22 protein-coding genes are annotated in these 21,813 nt (G+C 66.4%); 9 read left to right on the top strand and 13 right to left on the bottom strand.

What is annotated here, in order from left to right; translation table 11 throughout:
• Positions 1–6: 6 nt before the first annotated feature.
• The 4 genes from ilvC to WD430_RS12530 form a co-directional block, all read right to left on the bottom strand.
• On the bottom strand, positions 7–1,065 hold the full coding sequence (gene ilvC, locus WD430_RS12545; RefSeq protein ID WP_339102781.1) for a ketol-acid reductoisomerase: 1,059 nt from the start codon (positions 1,063–1,065) through the stop codon (positions 7–9).
• Positions 1,058–1,723 (bottom strand): acetolactate synthase small subunit, encoded by a 666-nt coding sequence (gene ilvN, locus WD430_RS12540; RefSeq protein WP_339102780.1) that lies wholly within the window; start codon positions 1,721–1,723, stop codon positions 1,058–1,060. Before ilvN ends, ilvC begins: the two co-directional genes overlap by 8 nt.
• Positions 1,720–3,540, bottom strand: a complete 1,821-nt coding sequence (ilvB, locus tag WD430_RS12535) for a biosynthetic-type acetolactate synthase large subunit (protein ID WP_339102779.1) — start codon at positions 3,538–3,540, stop codon at positions 1,720–1,722. The genes ilvN and ilvB overlap by 4 nt, the downstream gene beginning before the upstream one ends.
• A gap of 347 nt (positions 3,541–3,887) precedes the next feature.
• Positions 3,888–5,096, bottom strand: a complete 1,209-nt coding sequence (locus tag WD430_RS12530) for a 2-isopropylmalate synthase (RefSeq protein ID WP_339105819.1) — start codon at positions 5,094–5,096, stop codon at positions 3,888–3,890.
• Positions 5,097–5,599: 503 nt separating this feature from the next.
• On the opposite strand from WD430_RS12530, the gene WD430_RS12525 reads away from it, so the two are divergent.
• On the top strand, positions 5,600–6,055 hold the full coding sequence (locus tag WD430_RS12525) for a ferritin-like domain-containing protein (RefSeq protein ID WP_339102778.1): 456 nt from the start codon (positions 5,600–5,602) through the stop codon (positions 6,053–6,055).
• A gap of 227 nt (positions 6,056–6,282) precedes the next feature.
• Complete coding sequence (locus WD430_RS12520) at positions 6,283–6,573, top strand: DUF5779 family protein (protein ID WP_339102777.1); 291 nt, start codon at positions 6,283–6,285, stop codon at positions 6,571–6,573.
• Between the two features lie 48 nt (positions 6,574–6,621).
• Here WD430_RS12520 and WD430_RS12515 read toward each other — a convergent pair whose 3' ends face one another.
• Positions 6,622–7,119, bottom strand: coding sequence for a DUF892 family protein (locus WD430_RS12515; RefSeq protein ID WP_339102776.1), 498 nt, complete (start codon positions 7,117–7,119; stop codon positions 6,622–6,624).
• A gap of 226 nt (positions 7,120–7,345) precedes the next feature.
• On the opposite strand from WD430_RS12515, the gene WD430_RS12510 reads away from it, so the two are divergent.
• The gene (locus WD430_RS12510; protein WP_339102775.1) at positions 7,346–8,953 is read left to right on the top strand and encodes an ATP-binding protein; all 1,608 of its coding nucleotides are present in this window, start codon (positions 7,346–7,348) and stop codon (positions 8,951–8,953) included.
• A gap of 35 nt (positions 8,954–8,988) precedes the next feature.
• Here the strand turns inward: WD430_RS12510 and WD430_RS12505 are convergent, their stop codons facing one another.
• On the bottom strand, positions 8,989–9,672 hold the full coding sequence (locus WD430_RS12505) for a VOC family protein (RefSeq protein ID WP_339102774.1): 684 nt from the start codon (positions 9,670–9,672) through the stop codon (positions 8,989–8,991).
• A gap of 73 nt (positions 9,673–9,745) precedes the next feature.
• Between WD430_RS12505 and WD430_RS12500 the strand changes: the two genes are divergently transcribed.
• Positions 9,746–10,429, top strand: coding sequence for a hypothetical protein (locus WD430_RS12500; protein ID WP_339102773.1), 684 nt, complete (start codon positions 9,746–9,748; stop codon positions 10,427–10,429).
• A gap of 149 nt (positions 10,430–10,578) precedes the next feature.
• Positions 10,579–11,004: a hypothetical protein gene (locus tag WD430_RS12495; protein ID WP_339102772.1), complete on the top strand. Its 426-nt coding sequence runs from the start codon at positions 10,579–10,581 to the stop codon at positions 11,002–11,004.
• 440 nt (positions 11,005–11,444) lie between these two features.
• Here the strand turns inward: WD430_RS12495 and WD430_RS12490 are convergent, their stop codons facing one another.
• The gene (locus tag WD430_RS12490) at positions 11,445–11,654 is read right to left on the bottom strand and encodes a ribbon-helix-helix domain-containing protein (protein WP_008894315.1); all 210 of its coding nucleotides are present in this window, start codon (positions 11,652–11,654) and stop codon (positions 11,445–11,447) included.
• Positions 11,655–11,868: 214 nt separating this feature from the next.
• Between WD430_RS12490 and WD430_RS12485 the strand changes: the two genes are divergently transcribed.
• Positions 11,869–12,198, top strand: a complete 330-nt coding sequence (locus WD430_RS12485; RefSeq protein WP_339102771.1) for a hypothetical protein — start codon at positions 11,869–11,871, stop codon at positions 12,196–12,198.
• Positions 12,199–12,204: 6 nt separating this feature from the next.
• Here the strand turns inward: WD430_RS12485 and aglJ are convergent, their stop codons facing one another.
• The 3 genes from aglJ to WD430_RS12470 form a co-directional block, all read right to left on the bottom strand.
• Entirely contained in the window at positions 12,205–13,227 is a 1,023-nt protein-coding gene (gene aglJ / locus WD430_RS12480) for an S-layer glycoprotein N-glycosyltransferase AglJ (protein ID WP_339102770.1), read from the bottom strand.
• Positions 13,228–13,357: 130 nt separating this feature from the next.
• Complete coding sequence (aglM, locus tag WD430_RS12475) at positions 13,358–14,647, bottom strand: UDP-glucose 6-dehydrogenase AglM (RefSeq protein ID WP_339102769.1); 1,290 nt, start codon at positions 14,645–14,647, stop codon at positions 13,358–13,360.
• 283 nt (positions 14,648–14,930) lie between these two features.
• Positions 14,931–15,887, bottom strand: coding sequence for an alpha/beta hydrolase (locus tag WD430_RS12470; protein ID WP_339102768.1), 957 nt, complete (start codon positions 15,885–15,887; stop codon positions 14,931–14,933).
• Positions 15,888–16,001: 114 nt separating this feature from the next.
• Here WD430_RS12470 and pyrE point away from each other — a divergent pair, with 114 nt between their 5' ends.
• Positions 16,002–16,529 carry an orotate phosphoribosyltransferase gene (pyrE, locus tag WD430_RS12465; RefSeq protein WP_339102767.1) on the top strand — a complete coding sequence of 176 codons (528 nt, stop codon included), beginning with the start codon at positions 16,002–16,004 and terminating at the stop codon, positions 16,527–16,529.
• 26 nt (positions 16,530–16,555) lie between these two features.
• Here the strand turns inward: pyrE and WD430_RS12460 are convergent, their stop codons facing one another.
• Entirely contained in the window at positions 16,556–17,188 is a 633-nt protein-coding gene (locus tag WD430_RS12460) for a class II aldolase/adducin family protein (RefSeq protein ID WP_339102766.1), read from the bottom strand.
• Positions 17,185–17,919 (bottom strand): HAD family hydrolase, encoded by a 735-nt coding sequence (locus tag WD430_RS12455; RefSeq protein WP_339102765.1) that lies wholly within the window; start codon positions 17,917–17,919, stop codon positions 17,185–17,187. Before WD430_RS12455 ends, WD430_RS12460 begins: the two co-directional genes overlap by 4 nt.
• Before the next feature lie 306 nt (positions 17,920–18,225).
• Here WD430_RS12455 and thrS point away from each other — a divergent pair, with 306 nt between their 5' ends.
• Positions 18,226–20,181, top strand: coding sequence for a threonine--tRNA ligase (gene thrS / locus WD430_RS12450; protein ID WP_339102764.1), 1,956 nt, complete (start codon positions 18,226–18,228; stop codon positions 20,179–20,181).
• A 6-nt stretch (positions 20,182–20,187) separates the two neighbouring features.
• On the opposite strand, the gene WD430_RS12445 is transcribed toward thrS, so the two are convergent.
• Positions 20,188–20,808, bottom strand: coding sequence for a PEMT/PEM2 methyltransferase family protein (locus WD430_RS12445; RefSeq protein ID WP_339102763.1), 621 nt, complete (start codon positions 20,806–20,808; stop codon positions 20,188–20,190).
• Positions 20,809–20,991: 183 nt separating this feature from the next.
• On the opposite strand from WD430_RS12445, the gene WD430_RS12440 reads away from it, so the two are divergent.
• Positions 20,992–21,717, top strand: a complete 726-nt coding sequence (locus WD430_RS12440) for a helix-turn-helix domain-containing protein (protein ID WP_339102762.1) — start codon at positions 20,992–20,994, stop codon at positions 21,715–21,717.
• The last annotated feature ends 96 nt before the right edge of the window (positions 21,718–21,813 follow it).

Raw genomic sequence — 21,813 nt, 5'->3', positions numbered from 1 at the left:
TGTCGATCAGTCGTCCGCCTCCACCTGGACGGACTCGTCTTCTTCTTCCGTTTCCGCTTCCTCCTCGGCCCAGGCGAACAGGCCGCGCAGCCGTTCACCGACCTCCTCGATGTCGTGGTTCTGCTCGGCGTTCCGAAGCTGGGTGTAGCTCGGTCGACCGGCCTGATTCTCGACGATCCACTCGCGCGTGAACTCGCCGTTCTGGACCTCCTCGAGGACCTCTTCCATGTTCTCCCGAACCGAATCGTCGACGATCCGGTCACCGCGGGTGAGACCGCCGTATTCGGCGGTGTCGGAGACGGAGTTCCACATCTCCATGTTCCCGCCTTCGTACATCAGGTCGACGATCAGTTTGAGCTCGTTGAGACACTCGAAGTAGGCGATTTCGGGCGAGTAGCCCGCGTCGACCAGCGTCTCGTAGCCGTGTTTGACCAGCGAGGTGACGCCGCCACAGAGGACGGCCTGCTCGCCGAAGAGGTCGGACTCGACCTCTTCCTGGAACGTCGTCTCGATGACGCCGGCGCGGGTACAGCCGATTCCCTTCGCGTACGCGAGGGCGCGCTCCTCGGCGTCGCCGGTCGTGTCCTGATATATCGCCAGCAGGCCGGGCGTCCCCTCGTCGTTCTCGTAGTTGCGGCGGACGAGGTGGCCTGGGCTCTTCGGCGCGACCATCGTCACGTCGACGCCCTCGGGGGGCTGGATCTGGTTGTAGTGGATGTTCAGCCCGTGGGCGAACTGGAGCGTATCTCCTTCCTCGAGGTTGGGTTCGATGTCGTTCTCGTAGACGTCGGCCTGAACGGTGTCGGGGACCAGCACGGAGACGTAGGAGGCCTGGGCGACGGCGTCGGCCGGCGTCGCGACCTCGAGGCCGTCGGCTTCGGCGGCCGAGCGCGAGGACGACCCCTCCCGCAGGCCGACGACCACGTCCACGCCGCTGTCGTGGAGGTTCAGCGCGTGGGCGTGGCCCTGGCTCCCGTAGCCCAGCACGGCCACGGTCTCGTCGTCGAGCGTCGATACGTCTGCGTCGTCGTCGTAGTAGATGTCGGTGGTGAATTCGTCAGTCATCGTCAGCTGTCTGGTATGGTTCGTCGTGGTTCGCCTCGTCGGCGGCCGATTCCGTCGCGCTCACGGGCGCCGCGGTCTCCTCGGTGCCGCGAGCGAGCGCCGTCGTCCCGGTCCGCGAGATCTCGCGGATGCCGAACTGGCCGAACGTCTCGACCGCGGCCTCGATCTTCTTGCGGGCGCCCGTGATCTCGAAGGTCGCCGTTTCCGGACTCGAGTCGACGGTCGTCGCGTCGTACATGTCCGCGACGGCGTGGACCTGTGCGGGATCGTCGGCGTCGACCTTGATCAGCGCCAGCTCCCGCTGCATCGCGTCGGGCTCGAGCTCGCGCACCGAGATCACCGGCACCAGCTTTCGCAGCTGTTTCTTGATCTGGTCGATGCCGGGATCGGGCTCCTCGACGACGACCGTGATCCGCGCGCGGTCCTCGTCTTTCGTCGGCCCGACGGTCAGGCTCTCGATGTTGAACTGCCGCCTCGAGAACAGTCCCGAGACGTCCGAGAGCACGCCGGGTTCGTGTTCGACCAGCGCGGAGATGACGGTGCGCCGGGGCTCGTGGGTCGCTTCGACCTCGGGGTCGATGCGAATGCCCTGCTTGTTGCGTCGACCCGCGGGGGTCGGTCGGTCCTCCGGCGGTGGGCCCTCTAATCCGCGTTTCATAGCTGATCCTCCGTCAGTGCGAACTGTCCGTTGTCGCCGCCGCTTGGCACCATCGGGAAGACGTTGGCCTCGGGATCGATGTGGACGTCGATCACCGAGGGGCCGTCGTAGGCCAGCGCGTCCTCGATGGTGTCGGCGACCTCGTCGTAGTCGTCGATGCGGAAGCCGGCCGCGCCGAAGGCCTCGGCCAGCTTGTCGAACTCGGGCATCCAGTGGTAGTCCGACGCGGAGTGGCGGCCCTCGAAGAAGGCGTCCTGCCACTGTCGGACCATCCCGATGTACTCGTTGTTGAGCACGGCGACCGTGATGTCCAGATTCTCGCGAACGGCCACGGAGAGCCCCTGCATCGTCATCAGGAACGAGCCGTCGCCGTCGATACAGACGACGTCCTGATCGTCGTCGGCCGCGATCCGGGCGCCGATCGCCGCCGGCAGCCCGTAGCCCATGGTCCCGAGCCCGTGACTCGAGACCCACGTGCGGGGCTCGGTGAACGTCCAGTACTGGCAGGCCCACATCTGGTGTTGGCCGACGCCGGTCGTCACGATGGTGTCGTCGTCGGTCGCCTCGTCCAAGGCTTCGACGACGAACTCCGGCTGGACCGGCTCGTCCTCGGGCGCGTCGTAGGCCATCGAGTAGTCGGACTTCCACTGCTGGCACTGAGCGCGCCACTTCGTCGCCTCGGGCGACTCGTCGACGGCCGCGGCCAGCTGCTCGACGACGGTTTCGGCGTCGCCGACCAGCGGGTAGTCCGCGTGGATGTTCTTCGAGATCTCCGCGGGATCGATGTCGACGTGGATCAGCTCCGCGTCGGGCGCGAAGGTCTCGATCCCGCCGGTCAGGCGGTCGTCGAACCGAGTCCCGATCCCGATCAGCGTGTCGCAGTGGGTGATCGCCATGTTGGCGTAGCCGGTGCCGTGCATCCCCGCCATCTCGAGCGACAGCTCGTGATCCTCGGGGAACGCGCCGAGACCGGGCATCGTGGTGATGACCGGAATCTCGTGTTCGATGGCGAACTCCCGGCAGGCCTCGCTGGCCTCGCCCTTGATGACGCCGCCGCCGAGCAGCATGACGGGTCTGTTCGAGTTCTCGAGCCGCTCGGCCGCGGCGTCGACGAGCTCCTCGTCGGCCCGCTCCTGGACCTCGTAGGTGTCGGGAACCGCGGGCGCGTCGGGCTCGCGGTCGGTCTCGCCGTTGGTGATGTCCTTGGGCAGGTCGACCAGCGTCGGGCCCGGTCGACCCTCGCTGGCGAGGGCGAACGCCTCGCTGACGTCGTTGCCGACGCGATCCGAGTCGCTCGCGAAGGTGTTGTTCTTCGTGACCGGCGTCGTGACGCCCGTCGTGTCGGTCTCCTGGAAGGCGTCGTTGCCGACGAACTCCGTCGGAACCTGCCCCGTCAGGGCGACGAGCGGATCCGAGTCCATGTCGGCGTCCGCCAGTCCCGTGACGAGGTTGGTCGCGCCCGGTCCGGAGGTCGCCAGGCAGATGCCCGGCTTCCCCGAGACGATGCCGTAGGCGTCGGCCGCGTGGGCCGCGCCCTGCTCGTGGGCCATCGTCACGTGGTAGATGTCCGAGTCGTAGAGGGCGTCGTAGACGGGCATGATCGCCCCGCCCTGCACGCCGAAGGCGTGCTCGACGCCCGCGTTCTCGAGCGCGCGGACGACCGCCTCGGCACCGCTGGTGACGGGCTCGGGCGTCGTTTCCGACTCGGACTCGGCGTCGATCTCCTGGGCCGCGTCCGGAGCCGCGCTGTCAGTGATCTGATCGTCGGCCTGTTCCTCCTCGTCTGCCTGTGTGACCTTTGCTGCGCGTTCGCTCATCGATTACCTCCCGCCGCGTGGCGGCTGTCGATCGCTGTGGATGTCGGGTATGCTGTCATCTGCTGGATTTGCTGTCGCTGTGAGAACGATGCGACGAATTCGGGTCCGGAGCTACGAGGTACTAGAGGTGGGGCGTCGGCGCCCCTACAATACGAATCGGAGCGAGCGCGCTGGTGTCGACCGGACTGCGAGCCGACAGCGAAGCGCGGACCGTCATTATCGTTCTCGTAGGACGCTCGAGTGACATAACCCTTGCGAGTTTTCGCGCGCTTGCAAGTCTTGCTGGTCGATCGGCTCGAGCGCGACAGCAGGGGCTCGCGGTGGGTGGCAAACGGGGAGGACATCCCTTAGACGCGCACCTCCTCCTCTCCGGACTCGCGCTCGACGCCGGCCTCTTCGGCGAAGCGCTCTAAGTCGTCGACGGTGACGCGGCGCTTTTCGGCGCCGAAGTCCTTGACTCGGCGGGTGACCGCCCGGACCTGCTCGTCGGTGGGCTCGAAGCCCAGTTCGTCGAGGCGCTCCCGTACCGAGTGGGTGCCGGTGTGTTTGCCCAGGATCAGGCGGCGTTCGGCGCCGACCATCTCCGGAGTCATGACGCCGGGCTCGAAGGTGTCGGAGTTCTCGATGACGCCGGCGGCGTGGATGCCGCTCTCGTGGGAGAAGGCGTTGTCGCCGACGACGGGCTTGTTGCCCGGCGTCGCCATCCCGCTCTTCTCCTCGACGACGTTCGAGAGCTCGGTGATGCGCGTCGTGTCGATCCCCGTGTCGGTCTGGTAGAGCGACTCGACGGCCATCACGAACTCCTCGTAGGCGGCGTTGCCCGCGCGCTCGCCGATGGAGTTGACCGAGACCTGCGCCTGATCGGCCCCCGCTTCGATGCCGGCCAAGGCGTTGGCGGTGGCCAGCCCGAAGTCGTCGTGGGTGTGGACGTCGATCCGCGCGTCGGTGTGGGCACAGACCTTCTCGATCATGGCCCGGAACCGGGTCGGCGTGGCGACGCCGCAGGTGTCCGGAATGTTGATCCAGTCGACGCCGGCCTCGCTGACGGCCTCGATGATCTCGATCAGGAACTGCTCGTCAGTTCGCGTCGCGTCCATCGGCGAGAACATGCAGGTGGTTCCCGTCTCAGTGACGCGCTCGACCGATTCGACTGCGCGTTCGACGACTTCGTCTCGCGTCGCGTGCATCGAGTCCTCGATCTGGACGTCGCTGGTGCTGACGAACGTGTGCACCATCTCGACACCCGAATCGAGTGCGGCCTCGATGTCCGCATCGACGACGCGGGCTAGCCCGCAGGTCGTCGTTTGCGTCGACGACGCGATATCGCGAACGGCTTCGAATTCCGCGTCCGAGTTGACCGGGAAGCCCGCCTCGATAACGTGGGTTCCCATGTCGTCCAGGATGGACGCGATCTGCCGTTTGTCGTCGTAGGAGAACGAAGTTCCGGGCGACTGCTCGCCGTCCCGGAGGGTCGTATCGAAGACACGTGCTGACTCTATTTCGTCAGTGGAATCTAACGTGCCCTGGAAGAACTCGACCCCCCTGACTGGTGTCAGAGGACGAATCGTCTTGTGAAGACATTGTATCTGAATTCGACGGGCGACGAGGTATATAAAGCTACCGCTGTCTCGACCCTCGAGTGTGAAGTCATCACAACCCACGTCAACGGACGGGGGTCGAAAACCGCAAGACATCAACGGCCTTCCTCGTCCTATTACCTCCTATTATCATACTTCGATCGGGAGCCAGCGAGACCGCGATCGACCCGAGTCGACCCCGATCGCGAGTCGTTGACGCTCGAGAATCGCTGGCGCGCGCTCGTCGGTTGACAGTTGGGTAGAACTCGCTCTCCTGATCGGAACCGAGACGAACATTTCGATTATACCGACCTATTAGCGCCCATTCGTCTATGTCCGTAACTGTGCGTCGGTCGCGTTGCATCGTGCGGGCGAACGCAGCGCACCGCTGTGGATCAGCGACGAACGGTCGGGGGTCCATAAACGCGTCATGCAGGCGCGCGTAGCAGGTCTTTACCGCTCGCTGTGGTAGGTCGGCCGGCATGACGACCGACGAGATCACGGACCTCCTGACGGAGGCCTACAACGACGAACTCGAGACCGTGATGAACTACCTCTCGAACGCGATCGTGCTGGACGGGATCCACGCCGAGGAGGTCAAAGAGAGCTTAGAGGAGGACATCCAGGAGGAACTCGACCACGCGCGGATACTCGGGGAGCGCCTGAAGCAACTCGACGAGTCGCCGCCGGGCTCCGAGCAGTTCGAAGCCAAGCAACACAGTCTCCAACCCCCCGAAGACACCACCGACGTCCAGTCGGTCATCGAGGGCGTCCTCGAGGCCGAGAACGACGCGATCGAGACGTATCGATCGCTGATCGAGGCCGCCGACGACGCGAACGACCCCGTCACGGAGGACGTGGCGGTGACGATCCTCACCGACGAGGAGGCCCACCGCACCGAGTTCCGCGGATTCCAGAAGGAGTTCCCGATGGACTGATCCGTCCGTATTCGATAGTCACCGCGAGCGAACGGAGTGAGCGAGCGGGCCGAGGAACCCTCGAAACCGCGCCACCGGCGCGGCGAGGGGGTGACGACGTGCTTTTGATCAACCTTTTACCGAGGGACGGTGCGCTGTGGGGCAGCTATGCTGCCGCCAGCGCGACAGACCGCAGAGTAAAAGGTTGATGGCGAACGTTTTTCTCGTCCCGGTTCGACCGACCCCCTATGAGCGATTTCGACCTCGACCTCCGGACCGTCGAGGAACACATCGACGAGGAACTCGAGATCGAGGGCAGTATCGTCCTCGGGGTGCTCGACGGGTCGACGCCCGCCGACGAGTGGCTCGAGGCGGTCTCGAAGGGGAACGTGCTCGTCCTCAACGTCGAGGGCGACGTCAACCAACTGGCCGCCGGCTTCGCCCGCGACATCAGGGAGTCGGGCGGGAACCTCGTTCACTTCCGCGGATTCCTGCTCGTGACGCCGCCGGGCGTCGACGTGGACACGGATCGGCTGTAGTCTCGCGGTCGAGAAAAAGCGCGGGTCACGCGGGTCGGGTCGACGCCGTCAGTTCGACGCTTCCAGTTCGCCGTAGTCGAACTCCTCGCCCATCTTGGAGAGACTGTCGAGTTCGTCCTGCTCCTCGCGTAGCGTCTCCTCCAACATGTCGGCTGCGTCGTCCATCCCGAGCTGGTCGGCCATCGGGATGAGGTTGCCGTAGGTGGCGATCTCGTAGTGTTCGGACTTCTGGCCGGCGGCGATGTTGAACCGGTCGCAGGCCTCGTCGCTCGGGTCCTGATCCATGAACTCCTCGTGGGCCTGAATCATCCCCTCGACGACGGGGTCTTCCTCCGCCTCGGCGTCGGCGTCGAGCTGTTCGAACACCTGCTCGATGCGATCGATGTGCGTCTTCGTTTCCTCGCGGTGCTCGGCGAACCCGCTCTTGAGTTCCTCGTTCGAGGAGGTCTGCTCGAGTTCGTCGAGGGCGTCGACGAGGCGTTGTTCGGTGTGGTACGCGTGCTTGAGGCCGGATACGAAGAGGTCTTCAGTTGAGTCGATGCTCATGAGCGATCCGTTTGTTGGGACAGCACTGGATTCGATAAATAGCGGGCTTGCAGTCTGCGGGAGCGTCCGACCGGCAGCGGGCGCGCTCGTCGGAGCGCTCCGGACGTCGGAGACGGGGGTCCGCGGATTCGACGGATCCGGCTCGTATGGGACATGGAACCGAGTGAAACAGTCTCTGCGGGGCGTTCGTCCCAATTTATAACTGATACAGGTGGCAAACAATCGTATGGACTGGCGTTTTCCGAGCTGGCTCGGAACCGCGGTCGTCGCGACGATTTTCGTCTTCTCGCTTGTCGTCTCCGCGTATCACGTGTGGATTCACGAAGCGCGGTTAGCGTTGACCATACTCGGACAGTGGTCGCTGGTCGCGCTCTCGATCGCGTTCGGCTGCATCGGCTACTACGCGCTCGCGAACGTCGACGCGCCGAACGGGGCCGGCATCATCGGTCGCTATACCGTTGCCGGGTACGTACTCGCGGGGCTGGCATCCGGGGGATACGCGTCGCATCAGTATCTGGTACCGGAGGCGATGATCGAGTTCGACGTGGTCCTGTTCCAGGCGATCTTCGTGGCGCTCGTCGGGGGAACGGCCGGCGTCCTCGTCGGCTTCGAAACCGCCCGCCGGAAACGATCTATCGCCGACCTCGAGGAGACGACGCGGGAACTCGAGTCGATCGAGGACGAGATCCGGACCGAGAAGCAGCGGTTCGAGTCGCTGTTCCAGAACGCGCCGTCCGCGGCCGCGGATATCCAGTACACGGACGGCGAGCCGACGATCGATCGCGCCAATACCGTCTTCGAGGACCTCGTCGACCACACGAGCGCGGACGCCCAGGGCAAGAACCTGTTCGAGGTCGTCCCGCTCCGGGAGACGGAGACGGAAGCGGCGGTGGCGACCCACGTCGCGGAGAACGAGATCTATCAGGGAGAGGTCACCGTCGACCGACCCGACGGGCGAGGGCACTACAAGCTTCGCGTGATCCCGTACGAAGTCGGGAAGGAGGGCGAGCGGGCGTTCGCGCTGTACACCGACGTGACGGAGCTCAGACGGACCCAACAGGAGCTGGCGGAGAGCGTCGAACAGCTCGAGGCGTCGAACGAGCGCTTAGAGCAGTTCGCCTACGCCGTCTCCCACGACCTGCAGGAACCGCTGCGAATGGTCTCGAGCTACCTCCAGCTGCTGGAGGATCGCTACCGGGACGACCTCGACGAGGACGCCGAGGAGTTCATCGACTACGCGGTCGACGGCGCCGACCGGATGCGAGCGATGATCGATAACCTCCTCGAATACTCGCGCGTCACCACTCGCGGGGACCCGCTGGAGCCGACGGACGCCGAAGGGGTCCTCGACGACGTTCTCACGGACCTCCGCCCGCGGATCGAGGAGACCGACGCGACGATCACCGTCGACGACCTCCCGACGGTGACTGCGGACGCGGATCAGCTCGCGCAGGTGTTCAGAAATCTCGTCTCGAACGCGCTCAAGTACAGCGGGGACGAGCCCCCGCGCGTGGACGTGAGCGTCGAACGGACGGACGACGAGTGGCAGTTCGCGGTCGCCGACCGGGGAATCGGCCTCGATTCCGAGCAGTCCGAGCGGATCTTCGACGTCTTCGAAACCGCCCACACGTCAGCGGAGGGATCGGACTCGGGCATCGGACTGGCGCTGTGTCAGCGAATCATCGAACGCCACGGCGGCGACATCTGGGTCGACTCCGAACCCGGCGAGGGCGCGACGTTCTACTTCACGCTTCCGCGCACCGAGGCCCGGGAGTCGGAACTGACTCGCCCGCCTCGAGCCGACAGCGAAGAACCGCCAGACAGTCGAGCGTAGCGGTCGCTGTCGGCTCGCACGACGGTCTCACGTCCCTACGTCGTGAACGTCAGGAAATGGCCGTCGGGATCCCTGACGACGACTTCCTCGTCGTCGACGCGATCGACGTGACTGACGCGGTCGCTGACCGCCTCGAGCGCTGCGGTCGGTTCGGTGCTCTCGAACCCCAGATCGACGTGGACGCCGCCGCGGGCGTCGGCGATGCCGAGGTGGGGCTCCCAGAGCTCCAGGGCCATCGGACCGTTCATTCGGACCCGTTTGCGGGCGTCGCCGTCGTCGACCGTCTCGAACCCCAGCGCGGCGTAGAACGACTCCGCGTGATCGAGGTCCTCGACCTCGAGGACGACCTCGAAGATGCCGTCGATACCGGGCCCCTCGACGCCCTGCTGGCCGAGTTCGACGCAGTTGCCGTCGGGATCGTACAGGTACAGCGACTTCGCGGGACCGAACTGGGCTTCCTCGAGGTCGTACTGGGCGCTCAGGCGGTCCCACCAGTCGTCGTACTCGTCGTCGGGGATCGAGAACGCGTAGTGGGTGTGCAGCCCGCCCCGCGGGACGGCCTCGGGCCGGCGAACCACGAGGTCCGTCTCGCCGGCGGCGAAGACGAATTCCTCCGCGCGCTCCTCGGTGCAGGACAGTGCCAGCGTCTCCTCGTAGAACGACCGCGCCGGCTCGAGGTACTTCGCCTCGAGGGCGAGCCAGGACAGCCCGGTGAGCATGGCCGGACGTACGCGGGGCGACGACATAGAGGCGTTGCCTACGCTTTTACGCGCAGCGGCCGTAGCCGTCGCTATGCCACTCAAGGTCGACGAGCGCGCGACCGAGTTCCGGGAGATCGACCGATTCGACGGCGGCGTCGGCTGGATCGCCCATCCCGACGAGGAGATGCAACGCGCGAGCCACGCCCTCGAGCGCGACGGCGACGTCTGGCTCGTCGATCCCGTCGATACCGCGGGCCTCGACGAACTGGTCGCCGAATTCGGCGACGTACGGGGAGTCGTCGTCCTGCTCGATCGCCACACGCGCGACGCCGAAGCGATCGCCGACCGGCACAACGTGCCGGTCTATCTCCCGCAGATCTTCGAGGGCGTCACCGAGGACCTCGACGCGCCCGTCGCTCGCTTTTCGGACGAGCTCTCCGACAGCGGCCTCGAGGCACACACGATCGTCGACAATCGCTTCTGGAAGGAGGTCGCCCTCTACGATCCCGACGACGGCACGCTCGTCGTCCCCGAGTCGGTCGGCACGGCCGAGTTCTTCCGCGCCGGGAACGAACGCCTCGGCGTCCACCCGGTGTCTCGACTCCGCCCGCCGCGGGAGGAACTGGGCGGCTTCTCGCCCGAGCGGATCCTCGTCGGCCACGGCCCCGGGATCGCGACCGACGCCCCGGCGGCGCTCGCGGACGCCCTCGAGAACGCCCGGCGGCGCGCGCCGCAGGTGTACGCGGGGATGGCGTGGCAGCTGCTCCCGATATAGGCGAGTGCGAGCGAAGTACGAGCGTTCCGTGAGACGGGGCTCTCCCGGCCGATCACGGCGGGTAGATCGACTGCACGGCGTTTCAGCGTCGGTTACCGGGACGCCCGCGGGGCGTACAACTAACTACGGTCGGTGCTTACGAGGGATACATGGTCTACATCACGCGGGCGCTCGTCGACGTTCTCCTCGATCTGGCCAGCGACGCCGATCCGGACCGCGTGACGACCGGCGTCTCGGTCGCCCCCGCCGACGAGCTCGAGGGGACCACGGCCGATCTGTCGCCCGAGACGCCGGTCTTTACGGACTTCTTCCTTCCCGATCCCGACAACGCCCTCAACGCCGTCTTCGGTGTCAACCTCACGACGCCGGCCCGCCAGGCGCAGGGCCAGTTCGTCTCGCACCCGCTCCGGGAACTCGAGGTCACAAAGCGGGACGATCTCGCGGCAGTGATCTTCGTCGCCGTCCCGCCGTGGGAACTCGACGAGCGGTCGTTCGGCGCCTTCGATCGGCGCGGTCAGCGCCAGCCCCTCGAGATCGTCGACGCGCGACCGCCGGACCAGTCGCTGACCGAGTAGCTGCGACAGTCGGCGAGAAAAATCGAATCCGAACGCTCCGCGGGTCCGCGACCGCTACCAGAACGAGGCCGGAACCGGTTCCGGTCGCGGTGCGGCGCTCGTCGGCCCGTGTCCGTTGCCGATTATTCGATCGATGATGCTTCGACGCTCCGGCTCGCGATCGTCGTCGTTCGACGGCGATGGGAAGTCCGGGACGTGTGGCATCTGTCTTCGACCTCCGACGCTAGCTACCGCCTCGAAGCTGATAATAACCGTGCCTGTTCTGACGGGGTAGTGGTAATCGCGGTTCCACGATCCGTCTCGTGCTGTTCGCCCTCGAGGGACTACCGAGCGAGCGGTGGCGCGACGTCTCGAGGCGTGTGGACGTAACAGCCGTGACTCGAGATCCGAAGCTCGAGGCGCGAGGAGCGAAACCCGAGACTCGAGAGCGACGACGAGGGCTACTCGAGATAGCCGAGTCCGCGCAGCTGTTCGGTGATCTCTTCGAACTCGGCTTCGGTGAGTTCGCCCTCCTTCTGGTGCTGGATGACGATGCTCCGGAGCAGGAACCGGACGAGATCGCTCGTGCTCTGGAAGCTGGTGCCGTCGATCGTCTCCTCGACGCGGTCTGCCAGATCCTTCGGGATCGAGACCGTGGTATATTCGGTCATACAGGTGTCTTCATCGCCGGCGACAAATGCGTGTCGGGAGCGTCGTTTGCGACGAGTCGGGAGCGGAGCCTTGCCGCGGATGAGGAGCGCGGCTCTGCCGCTGGTCAGCAGCGCGGCTCTGCCCCGATTCAGCAGCGAGTTCGGTCGCGATTGAGAGCGCGACTGCACCGGCGTCTTCGTAGCGGTTTTGCGGCCGGACGTGCTACGCGACCGTATGGGAGTCCGGCCACCCTCGAGCGGAGACGACGACGAACCCGAGAGTATCGAATTCGGTATCGCAGCCGTCGACGCTCGTCTCAAGGACGCTGACCTGACGTTTCCGGCAACGAAAGACGACGTCGCGGCCGAACTCGGCCACGAGCGGATTCCGTACAACGTCCACGGAAACGACGTCGCGCTGAGCGAGATGCTCGCGGAAGTCGACACCGAGGAGTTTCGCTCGCGTCAGGAACTGTTGAACGCTCTACACGGGCCGTTCGAGGAGTATCGTCGGAACAACTCGAACGGCGTCTTCCAGCAGGTCCGCTCGATGTTGCCCTTTTGAGACGCGCTATCGTCCGTCGTCGTCTCGCTCGCGGCTCTTGCGGGTGATCTGCTCGAGACGGCGCCGCTGCTCGCGGTGGAGCGAGAGAAGCATATCCGAGAGGACGCCGAAGATGAGCAACTGGACGCCCAGCAAGATCGCGGCCGCGGAGACCAGCGCCATGATCTCGTGGCCGATCTGATACTGCACCCACTCCCAGAGGACGTACGACGCGATCGCACCGCCCAGGAGGATTCCCCCGACGCCGAAACTGCCGAAGTAAAACAGCGGGTTGTTCGTCTTGGCCAGCGAGTACAGTGCGAGGATGATCGTGCCGCCGTCCCTGATCGGGTGGAGGTTCGTTTCCGACTCGTCGGGGCGGGCGCCGTAACTGATCGGCACGACGGTCGTGTCGACGCCGTGTTTGACGCACTCGACGGCGAGCTCCGTCTCGAGGGTGAAGCCGTCCGAGTCGATCGAGAGCCGGTCGAACGAGTCGACGGTGAACGCTCGGTACCCCGAGAGGATATCCTCGTAGTCGGCGCCGTGAATGACGCTGAACGAGCGGTTGATCATCCGGTTGCCGAAGCCGTTCAACGCCTTCATCGCGTCGTCGTCCATATCGGCGAACCGGTTGCCGATCACGTGCTCGTACCCCCGCGAGAGGGGCTCGATCATGGCGTCGACGTCGGCGGGATCGTAGGTCCCGTCGCCGTCGAGCATCACCACGTAGGGGACGTTGACGTACTCGATGGCCTCGCGGACGGCCTGGCCTTTCCCCTCGCCCGACTGGACGAAGACGTGGGCGCCGCGGTCGCGGGCGATCTCCCGGGTGCCGTCGTCGCTTCCGCCGTCGGCGACGAGCACGTTCGTGTAGCCCTGTTCGCGAAAGCCGTCGATGACGTCGCCGATCGTCGCCGCCTCGTCGAGGGTCGGAATGAGAACGCAAACTTCGTCGGGAGCGATCTCCCGCGTCTCGGGGCTCATAGCGATGACCTCACCGTCGCCGCTTGAGAGCCTCGCATCCGCGCGAACCGCGTCATTTCCCATCGACGATCATTCCAGTGCGCGGCCGCAAAAGGATACTGATTGCGTAATACGCGTGTTATAACGGCGACCGTAGACGGCTCGTCGCGCGTCGCGGTCCGCCGGTCCGACTCGAGCGACTCCGGCATCGGTGCTACCAGGTGAGCCCCTCGTAAACCTCGAGGGCGTCTCGGTCGACGTCGATCCGGCGGCCGTCGACCAGCACCCGGTTCGCCATCCCGTCGAACGCGAGGTCGTCGAACTCCGGCCAGTCGGTCGCGACGACCGCGCCGTCGGCCCCCTCGAGGGCCGCGTCCGCGGAGTCGGCGTACTCGATCTCGGGGTAGTCCGGCCGGACGTTCTCGATCGCGACCGGGTCGTAGGCGACGACCTCGGCGCCGCGCTCGCGCAGGTGTTCGATCACGTCGAGCGCGCGGGACTTGCGCACGTCGTCGGTGCCTGGCTTGAACGACAGCCCCAGTACCGCGACGCGGGCCCCCTCGAGCGGAACGTGCTCGCCGAGCAGGGCGACGAGCCGGCGGGGTTGCTCGTCGTTGACCGAGACGACGGCGTCGAGCAGGTCGGGGTCGTACCCCTGCTCGCGGGCGCCGGCCCGCAGGGCGTTGACGTCCTTCGGGAAACAGGAGCCGCCCCAGCCCAGCCCGGAGCGCATGAAGCGGTCGGAAATGCGGTCGTCGAGCCCGACGGCTTCGAGCACCTCGTAGGCGTCCGCGCCGTACTCCTTCGCGATGTTCCCGAGTTCGTTGACCAACGAGACCTTCGACGCGAGGAAGGCGTTGTTGGCGTACTTGATGAGTTCCGCTTCCCGGATATCGGTCTCGACGAGGTCCGTTTCCTCGCGCCCGAGAATGGGCGCGTAGAGCTCCCGGAGGGTCGCCGCGGCGTCCTCGCTCGAGGCGCCGATCACGACCTTATCGGGCTCGAGGAAGTCCTCGACGGCCGTGCTCATCCGCAGGAACTCGGGGTTCATCGCGATCTCGAGTCCGTCGCCGATTCGGCGGCCCGACTCCTCCTCGAGGATCGGCCCGACGACCTCCTCCGTAGTGCTGGGAAGGACCGTGCTCTTGACGACCACGAGGTGGTCGCCGTCCTTCTCCGCGAGCGTCCGCCCCAGCGATTCGGCCCCGGCCCGCATCGGTGCCAGATCGAGGCCGCCGTCGTCGGTCTGGGGCGTCGGGAGACAGAGGAAGGTGACGTCCGTCCCGCGGATCTCGTCGTAGTCCGTCGTCGCACGGAGGGTCGTCCCCGCGTGCTCGGCGATGCGCTCCTCGAGGCCCGACTCGTGGATCGGCGCTTCCCCGGCGTTGATCGTCGCGACGATGTCCTCGTCGATCTCGACGTTCAGTACGTCGTGGCCGAGGTCGGCGAGGCAGGCGGCGATGGTGGTGCCGACGTAGCCGCTGCCGATGATAGAGACGTCCATGCTGTATTGAACTCTCGGCCGTCGTTACATGCTTTTGGATTTACACGGTCGATCGATCAGTCTGCACAGGAGTGTTCCACTCCGGACCGAGGGGCTGCCGTGCGATGGCGCGCTGTCGGGTGTCTGAGCGATAGCGAGGGCTCTCGACAATACTGCGCGAGCGAATCGGCTGGGTGGGGGCGGCAATTCCGCGTTGCCACGATAGTGAACCGCCCGATAGCGTCCCAAACGATAGCAGAGCGCTTCGTTTCGAGTCCAGGTCTAAGTTCTACCGATCGGTTCCTCACTCGAGCGCCCGCTCGAGTGCTCGCGCGACGTCTTCGTGGGCCTCCTGGGCCCGCTCGAGGGAGACCGGCTCGGTGAACAGCTCGAAGAAGCCGTGGATCATGTCGTCGTAGTGGTAGTGTGTGACCGGAACGCCGTCGGCCTCGAGGCGGTCGACGTAGCGCGCGCCGTCGTCGCGCAGCGGATCGAAGCCGGCGGTGACGACCGTCGCCGGCGGGAGGTCCGAGAGGTCGGCCGCCAGCCGCGGGCGGGCGTAGACGTTCCCGCGGTCGATCTCGCGCTCGAAGTAACACTCGTCGAACCACTCCATGGTGTCCCGCTCGAGGAGGAAGCCCTCGCCGTTCTCCTCGTAGGACTCGGTTTCGGTGATATCGCCGGTGATGGGATAGATCAGCAGCTGGTGTGCGGGTTCGACGCCGCCGCGGTCGCGCGACAGCAGGGCCGTCGCCGCAGCGAGGTTGCCGCCGGCGCTGTCGCCCATGAGGACGATGCGATCCCGGTCGCCGCCCAGCGTCTCGATCTCTTCGCCGGCCCACTCCAGTGCGGCGTAGCAGTCCTCGAGCGCGGCGGGAAACGGGTGTTCGGGCGCCAGCCGGTACTCGACGCTGGCGACGGTGTATCCGGTCTCGGCGGCGAGTTTCCGACACGTCTCGTCGTAGCCGTCGACGCTCCCGACGACGAAGCCGCCCCCGTGGAAGAAGCAGATCGTCGGCCGCGGCGTCTCGCCCGCGGGCCGATAGACGCGGATCGGAAGGTCGCCGGCCGGGCCGTCGATGGTTCGATCCTCGACCGACTCGACGGCGATCGGGTCGCCGTCGTCGGCGAACATGTCGGCGACCGCCGCGCGCGCCTCCTCGACCGGCAGCTCGTGCAGCGCCGGTGCCTCCTGCGAGTCGAGCATCTCGAGGAGCGGTCTGAGGTCCGGATGGGGCTCTGGCGCGCGGGTCGGTGTCATATCGCGAAACAGTCGTCGGCGAAACAAAAAGGTACGCGCATCGGAAGCGCGACGCGCGCTCGGCGTCGCTCCGTTCCACACCGCTTATTTCGGTCCGGCGCGGCCCTTCGAGCAATGACGAACGAGGAACTCATCGCGGCCCTGCGCGAGGCGGAGGCGGTCAAGTTCGGCGAGTTCGAACTCTCCCACGGCGGCACCAGCGAGTACTACGTCGACAAGTACCTCTTCGAGACCGATCCCGACTGTCTCGAGGCCATCGCCGCGGCCTTCGCCGAGCGACTCGACGCGGACGACAAACTCGGCGGCGTCGCACTCGGCGGCGTTCCCCTCGCCGCGGCGACCAGCGTCGCGGCCGGCGTCCCCTACGTCATCGCACGGAAACAGCGCAAGGACTACGGGACGGCCAACCTGATCGAGGGCCGACTCGAGGACGGCGAGGAGGTCGTCGTCGTCGAGGACATCGTGACGACGGGGACGAGCCTCGTCGAGGCCGTCGAGGCGCTGCGGGAGGCGGGCGCGACCGTCGAGCGCGCGCTGGTCGTCGTCGACCGCGAGGAGGGCGGCCGCGAGAACGTCGAGGACGCCGGCGTGGAGATGGAGGCGCTAGTGACCGCGAGCGACCTGTTGGCCGACCGGGACTGAGCCGCGATCGGCATCCCCTTCGTCCGTTACTGTCCGTAGGACTCGAACCGCTCGAGGACCGCCTCGAGTTGCGCGTCCGACAGCGTCCGCGGCTCGAGGCCGGCCGCGCGCGTCTGGAGGTAGAGGCGCGCGAGGCTCTCGACGTGGTGGGTGTTCTCGAGGGCGGTCTCGAGGTCCGCACCGGTGACGACCAGCCCGTGGTTTTCGATCAGTGCGGCCGTCGCGTCGGCCTCGTCCATCGCCGCCACGACGTTCGCGGCGAGGTCGTCGGTCCCGTAGGGCGCGTACTCGGCGACCGGCACCCGCTTGCCGACGGCGACGATCATGTAGTGGATCGGCGGCAGCGGCTCCCGCGCGACGGCCATCGCCGTCGCCCACGGCGAGTGGGTGTGGACGATCGCCCCGACGTCCGCGCGCCGGTAGATGGCGGCGTGCATCGGTACTTCGCTGCTGGGCGCCATCCGCCCCTCGCGGTGCTCGCCGTCGACGCCGACGACCGGCACGTCTTCGACGTCGAAACTATCGTACGGGACGCCGGTCGGCGTAACGGCGAAGGCGTCGCCGTCGCGGACGCTCAGGTTCCCCGTCCGTCCGGGCGTCAGCGCCGCCAGCTCCGGCGCGTGATCGACCACCGCTCGTCGCTCGGACTCGAGGATCATTCGATCACCTCCAGCACCGCGGCGAAGTCGTCGATCCGGTGGTCGGGCTCGCGGTCGCCCGCGAGCGGGTCGACGCCGCCCGCCGGGTCGCCGTCGCTCTCGGTGTCGAGGTCGGGATCGAACAACACCGTCTCGAGGCCGACCGCGTTGGCGCCGGCGACGTCCGCCTCGATGTCGTCGCCGACCATCACCGCCTCCGACGGGCGGCTCCCGAGCCGCGATAGTGGGAGCGTGAACATCACCGATCCGGGCTTCTCGCGGCCCGTCTCCTCGGAGGTCAACAGCAGATCGATCGACTCCTCGAGACCCAGCGCGGCGAGTTTCTCGAGTTGCACGCGCGTCGTGAGGTTCGTGACGACGCCGACATCGATCCCCCGTTCGCGCAGCGTCTCGAGGGTCTCCGTCACGCCGGGGAAGAGCGCTATCGCGTCGACGTACGCCTCCCAGTACGCCTCGCCGAGCGCGAGCGCGTCGGCCGGCCGCGGCTCGCCGACGCGCCGCTCGAGGGCGCGTTTGAAGTAGCAAAATCGGTTGTGCGTGGCGGCCGTGCCGGAGAGTTCGCGTTTCACCTCGCGGCGCCCGTCTCGGTACAGGGCCTCGAAGGAGTCGCGATCGACGTCGTAGCCGCGGTCGCGAGCGGTCTCGAGGGCGGCGTCGCTCCCCGCCCGGTGACACGGCGGGTAGGGATAGAACGTGTTATCGAGGTCGAAGAGGACCGCGTTGACGGTCATATCCGCTCGTCAACGGGGAGCGAAAAACGAGTATCGGTCGCTTCGGTCGACCACGGAACCGATCGACCAGTTCTGACCGGCCGCCACACCATCAGAAGGTTTTTAGCCCGCTCGAGACAATTCGCATCCACGATGGTAGGTGTCCGCTTTACAGGGGCTTACGCCCGCTTCTAACCCACACCTACCGCTCGCTGTGTCGGAACGGACCCGCAGCCGAGCGGCCGCGGCGGACGCCCGACCGAACTTCTCACCGAAGTTCCCAGATCAGCGACAGCCACACCACTACCCACAGCCACACCCAGACCCATGTCAGAATCAGATTCCCAGTCACAGGAACAGATAACGGTCGTACTGCCCGACGGATCCGAACTCGAGGTCGACGCCGACGCGACCGTCGAGGACTGCGCCTACGAGATCGGTCCCGGCCTCGGCCGCGACACGGTCGCCGGCAAACTCGACGGCGAACTCGTCGCCAAGGAGCAGCCGGTTTACGACGGCGTCGAACTCGAGATCGTCACCGACCAGTCGGACGAGTACCTCGAGGTCATGCGCCACTCCGCGGCCCACTGTCTCGCCCAGGCCGTCGAGCGGCTGTTCGACGAGGACGCGGTCAAACTCGCCATCGGCCCGCCGACGGACGAGGGCTTCTACTACGACTTCGATAACCTCGAGATCGACGAGGAAGACCTCGCGGAGATCGAAGCGGAGATCGAGGAGATCATCGCCGAGGACTACGAGATCGAGCGCGAGGACGTCTCGATCGAGGAGGCCGAACGACGCCTCGAGGGCGAGCCCTACAAGCTCGAACTGCTCGAGGAGTTCGCCGACGAGAACGACACCGTCTCCTTCTACAAACAGGGCGAGTGGGAGGACCTCTGTGCCGGCCCGCACGTCGACTCGACGGGCGAGATCGGCGCCGTCGAGTTGTTGGAAATCGCGGGCGCCTACTGGCGCGGCGACGAGGAGAACACGATGCAGACGCGCATCTACGGCACCGCCTTCGAGGACGAGAGCGACCTCGAGGCGTTCCTCGAGCGCAAACAGGAAGCCGAGAAGCGCGATCATCGTCGGATCGGATCGGAGATGAACCTGTTCTCGATTCAGGACGTCACCGGCCCCGGACTGCCGCTGTATCACCCGCCGGGGAAGACCGTCCTCAAGGAGCTCGAGGACTTCGTGGAGAGCCTCAACGAGGACGCGGGCTACGACTACGTCGAGACGCCCCACGTCTTCAAGACGGATCTCTGGCACCGCTCGGGCCACTACGAGAACTACGCCGACGACATGTTCATCTTCGACGTGGGCGACGACGAGTTCGGCCTGAAGCCGATGAACTGTCCCGGCCACGCCGCCATCTTCCAGGACCAGTCCTGGTCGTACCGCGACCTCCCCATTCGCTACGCGGAGAACGGGAAGGTCTACCGCAAGGAGCAACGCGGCGAGCTGTCGGGCCTCTCGCGGGTCTGGGCCTTCACGATCGACGACGGCCACCTGTTCATCCGGCCCGACCAGATCAGACAGGAGGTCGAGGAGATCATGGACATGATCACCGACGTCCTCGAGACGTTCGACCTCGACTACGAGATGGCCCTCGCCACCCGGCCCGAGAAGTCGGTCGGCTCCGACGAGATCTGGGACCGCGCGGAGGAGCAACTCGAGAACGTCCTCGAGAACCGCGCCCACGACTACGAGGTCGAGGAGGGCGACGGCGCGTTCTACGGGCCGAAGATCGACTTCGCGTTCGAGGACGCCATCGGTCGCTCGTGGGACGGCCCCACGGTCCAACTCGACTTCAACATGCCCGAGCGGTTCGACCTGAACTACGTCGGCGAGGACAACGAGGAGCACCGCCCGGTCATGATCCACCGCGCGCTGTACGGCAGCTACGAGCGGTTCTTCATGATGCTCATCGAGCACTACGAGGGTCGGTTCCCGCTGTGGCTCGCGCCCGAACAGGTCCGCGTGCTGCCGATCTCCGACGACAACCTCGGCTACGCCCACCGCGTCGCCAACGAGTTCGACGACTTCCGCGTCGAGGTCGACGGCCGCGACTCCACCTTGGAGCGGAAGATCCGCGCGGCCCACGACGATCGGGTCCCCTACCAGATCATCGTCGGCGACAACGAGGAGGAAGACGGCAACATCTCCGTCCGCGATCGCTTCGAGGACCAGGAGTACGACGTCGAGATCGAGGAGTTCAAACAGCACCTCGAGGACGAAATCGAGGAGCAGCGGACCCGGCCCGACTTCCTGCAGGACTGATCGCGGTCACCCGCCGTCGCTGACCGCCGTTTCGTCTGCCCGATTCCCGACGAGTGCGCGAACGGTCCGTCTCCCCACGAATCGCGGCACGCGCTCGGCGTATCGCTCGTACTCCTCGCCGTACCGCTCGCGCAGCCACGGCTCCTCGGCGAACGGCAGCGAGAGCCACCAGCCCAAGTAGATCACGCAGACGACGGCGACCAGCTCGGAGTTCGCCAGCAACGCGAAGCCGACCGTCGCGACGACGTAGCCGACGTACTGGGGATTTCTCGAGTAGCGATACCAGCCGCCGGTTCGCAGGTCGCCGGCCAGTCCCTTCGTCTCCTCGACGCCGAGGTCCAGTCCGGCCGCGATGGCGACCGCGTAGCCGACGACGAACAGGGCGGCGCCGACGGCCAGCGACGGGCCGCGGGGCAGGCCGAGACTGTTCCAGCTGAGGTACGTGAGCGCGAGCACGACGACGTTGAGCGAGTGCGAGATCCCCCAGTGGACGTAGTAGGTCCAGTCTCGTTCGCCCGGCGGCCAGTACGAGACCAGCCCCGACGCGCTGGCGACGATTCCCGCGAGGTTCGCCAGTGCGAGGCCCACGCCCGCGACGAAGACGGCACTCGTCGGCCCGTCGGTCATCGGTGCATCACCGCCGTCGCCGTCAGCGACTCGAGCGTCTGCAACTGTACCGGATCGACTGCGGGTAGCCGTTCTCTATCGACTATCATCATACGCTTACGTCGGCCGACGATCGCACTGTCGCTTCTCACGGATACACTAGGTGATTTATATGCTACCCCGTCCTGCCGTCGACACACCGCGATGAAGTACCTCGACGTCCGGCTCCGCCAGCCCGACCGGATGCTCCATCCCATGCAACGGTTCATCCGCGAGGGAGACGCGGTCCGCTACGAGGAACTTCGCACGTGGAACATCCTCGGCCCCGAGGGCGACCGCGAGTACGAACTGTTCTACGCCGAGGCAGACCGCGAGGCGTACGTCGACGCCATCGAGGCCGTCGATTCGGTCCGCTGGTACGACCTGACGCCGATCGACGGCGACTCGTTCTACGTCTACATCTGCCAGGAGACCCGCGAGGAAGACGTGCGCTGGCGGCAATCGTTCGCCGCGCTCGATCTCGTCATCGTCCCGCCCGTGATCTACGACTCCGAGGCCGCGTTCTACATGACCGTCGTCGGCGCCGGCGAGGACCTGCAGGCGATGCTCGAGGGGCTGCCCGACGAGATCGACGTCACCGTCCGCGCGATCGGGGAGTACGACCGTCGGCACGCGCCGCTGACCGGTGATCTCACCGAGCGCCAGCTCGAGGCCGTCGCGGCCGCGGTCGAGGTCGGCTACTACGCGGTTCCGCGCGAGGCGGGACTCGAGGCCGTCGCCGAGCGGCTGAACTGTGCCGCGAGCACGGCCGGAACGCTCCTCCAGAAGGCGCAGGCGCGGGTGATGCAGCGACTCGTCCGACAGCGCGGGCGAGGTCTCCTCGAGGACGAGACGAACGCGACCGCCCTCGATGCGGAGAAACAGAAGTGATCTGGTCGGTTCGACCGACTTGCGGCCGCTGATCACGGACGTGGCTATCTCGAGCGCGGAATACGATCGAAACCCCCATACTTGCAGAATCGTGCA

The sequence above is a fragment of the Haloterrigena sp. KLK7 genome, assembly GCF_037914945.1.
GTDB classification, from domain to species: domain Archaea; phylum Halobacteriota; class Halobacteria; order Halobacteriales; family Natrialbaceae; genus Haloterrigena; species Haloterrigena salinisoli.
This window is presented reverse-complemented; position numbering and strand designations above follow the sequence as displayed.

Excerpts from the sequence above, each read along its gene's own strand:
- ilvC (WP_339102781.1), bottom strand. The coding sequence starts at position 1,065 with ATGACTGACGAATTCACCACCGACATCTACTACGACGACGACGCAGAC.
- ilvN (WP_339102780.1), bottom strand. The coding sequence starts at position 1,723 with ATGAAACGCGGATTAGAGGGCCCACCGCCGGAGGACCGACCGACCCCC.
- ilvB (WP_339102779.1), bottom strand. The coding sequence starts at position 3,540 with ATGAGCGAACGCGCAGCAAAGGTCACACAGGCAGACGAGGAGGAACAG.
- WD430_RS12525 (WP_339102778.1), top strand. The coding sequence starts at position 5,600 with ATGACGACCGACGAGATCACGGACCTCCTGACGGAGGCCTACAACGAC.
- WD430_RS12520 (WP_339102777.1), top strand. The coding sequence starts at position 6,283 with ATGAGCGATTTCGACCTCGACCTCCGGACCGTCGAGGAACACATCGAC.
- WD430_RS12515 (WP_339102776.1), bottom strand. The coding sequence starts at position 7,119 with ATGAGCATCGACTCAACTGAAGACCTCTTCGTATCCGGCCTCAAGCAC.
- WD430_RS12510 (WP_339102775.1), top strand. The coding sequence starts at position 7,346 with ATGGACTGGCGTTTTCCGAGCTGGCTCGGAACCGCGGTCGTCGCGACG.
- WD430_RS12505 (WP_339102774.1), bottom strand. The coding sequence starts at position 9,672 with ATGCTCACCGGGCTGTCCTGGCTCGCCCTCGAGGCGAAGTACCTCGAG.
- WD430_RS12500 (WP_339102773.1), top strand. The coding sequence starts at position 9,746 with ATGCCACTCAAGGTCGACGAGCGCGCGACCGAGTTCCGGGAGATCGAC.
- WD430_RS12495 (WP_339102772.1), top strand. The coding sequence starts at position 10,579 with ATGGTCTACATCACGCGGGCGCTCGTCGACGTTCTCCTCGATCTGGCC.
- WD430_RS12490 (WP_008894315.1), bottom strand. The coding sequence starts at position 11,654 with ATGACCGAATATACCACGGTCTCGATCCCGAAGGATCTGGCAGACCGC.
- WD430_RS12485 (WP_339102771.1), top strand. The coding sequence starts at position 11,869 with ATGGGAGTCCGGCCACCCTCGAGCGGAGACGACGACGAACCCGAGAGT.
- aglJ (WP_339102770.1), bottom strand. The coding sequence starts at position 13,227 with ATGGGAAATGACGCGGTTCGCGCGGATGCGAGGCTCTCAAGCGGCGAC.
- aglM (WP_339102769.1), bottom strand. The coding sequence starts at position 14,647 with ATGGACGTCTCTATCATCGGCAGCGGCTACGTCGGCACCACCATCGCC.
- WD430_RS12470 (WP_339102768.1), bottom strand. The coding sequence starts at position 15,887 with ATGACACCGACCCGCGCGCCAGAGCCCCATCCGGACCTCAGACCGCTC.
- pyrE (WP_339102767.1), top strand. The coding sequence starts at position 16,002 with ATGACGAACGAGGAACTCATCGCGGCCCTGCGCGAGGCGGAGGCGGTC.
- WD430_RS12460 (WP_339102766.1), bottom strand. The coding sequence starts at position 17,188 with ATGATCCTCGAGTCCGAGCGACGAGCGGTGGTCGATCACGCGCCGGAG.
- WD430_RS12455 (WP_339102765.1), bottom strand. The coding sequence starts at position 17,919 with ATGACCGTCAACGCGGTCCTCTTCGACCTCGATAACACGTTCTATCCC.
- thrS (WP_339102764.1), top strand. The coding sequence starts at position 18,226 with ATGTCAGAATCAGATTCCCAGTCACAGGAACAGATAACGGTCGTACTG.
- WD430_RS12445 (WP_339102763.1), bottom strand. The coding sequence starts at position 20,808 with ATGACCGACGGGCCGACGAGTGCCGTCTTCGTCGCGGGCGTGGGCCTC.
- WD430_RS12440 (WP_339102762.1), top strand. The coding sequence starts at position 20,992 with ATGAAGTACCTCGACGTCCGGCTCCGCCAGCCCGACCGGATGCTCCAT.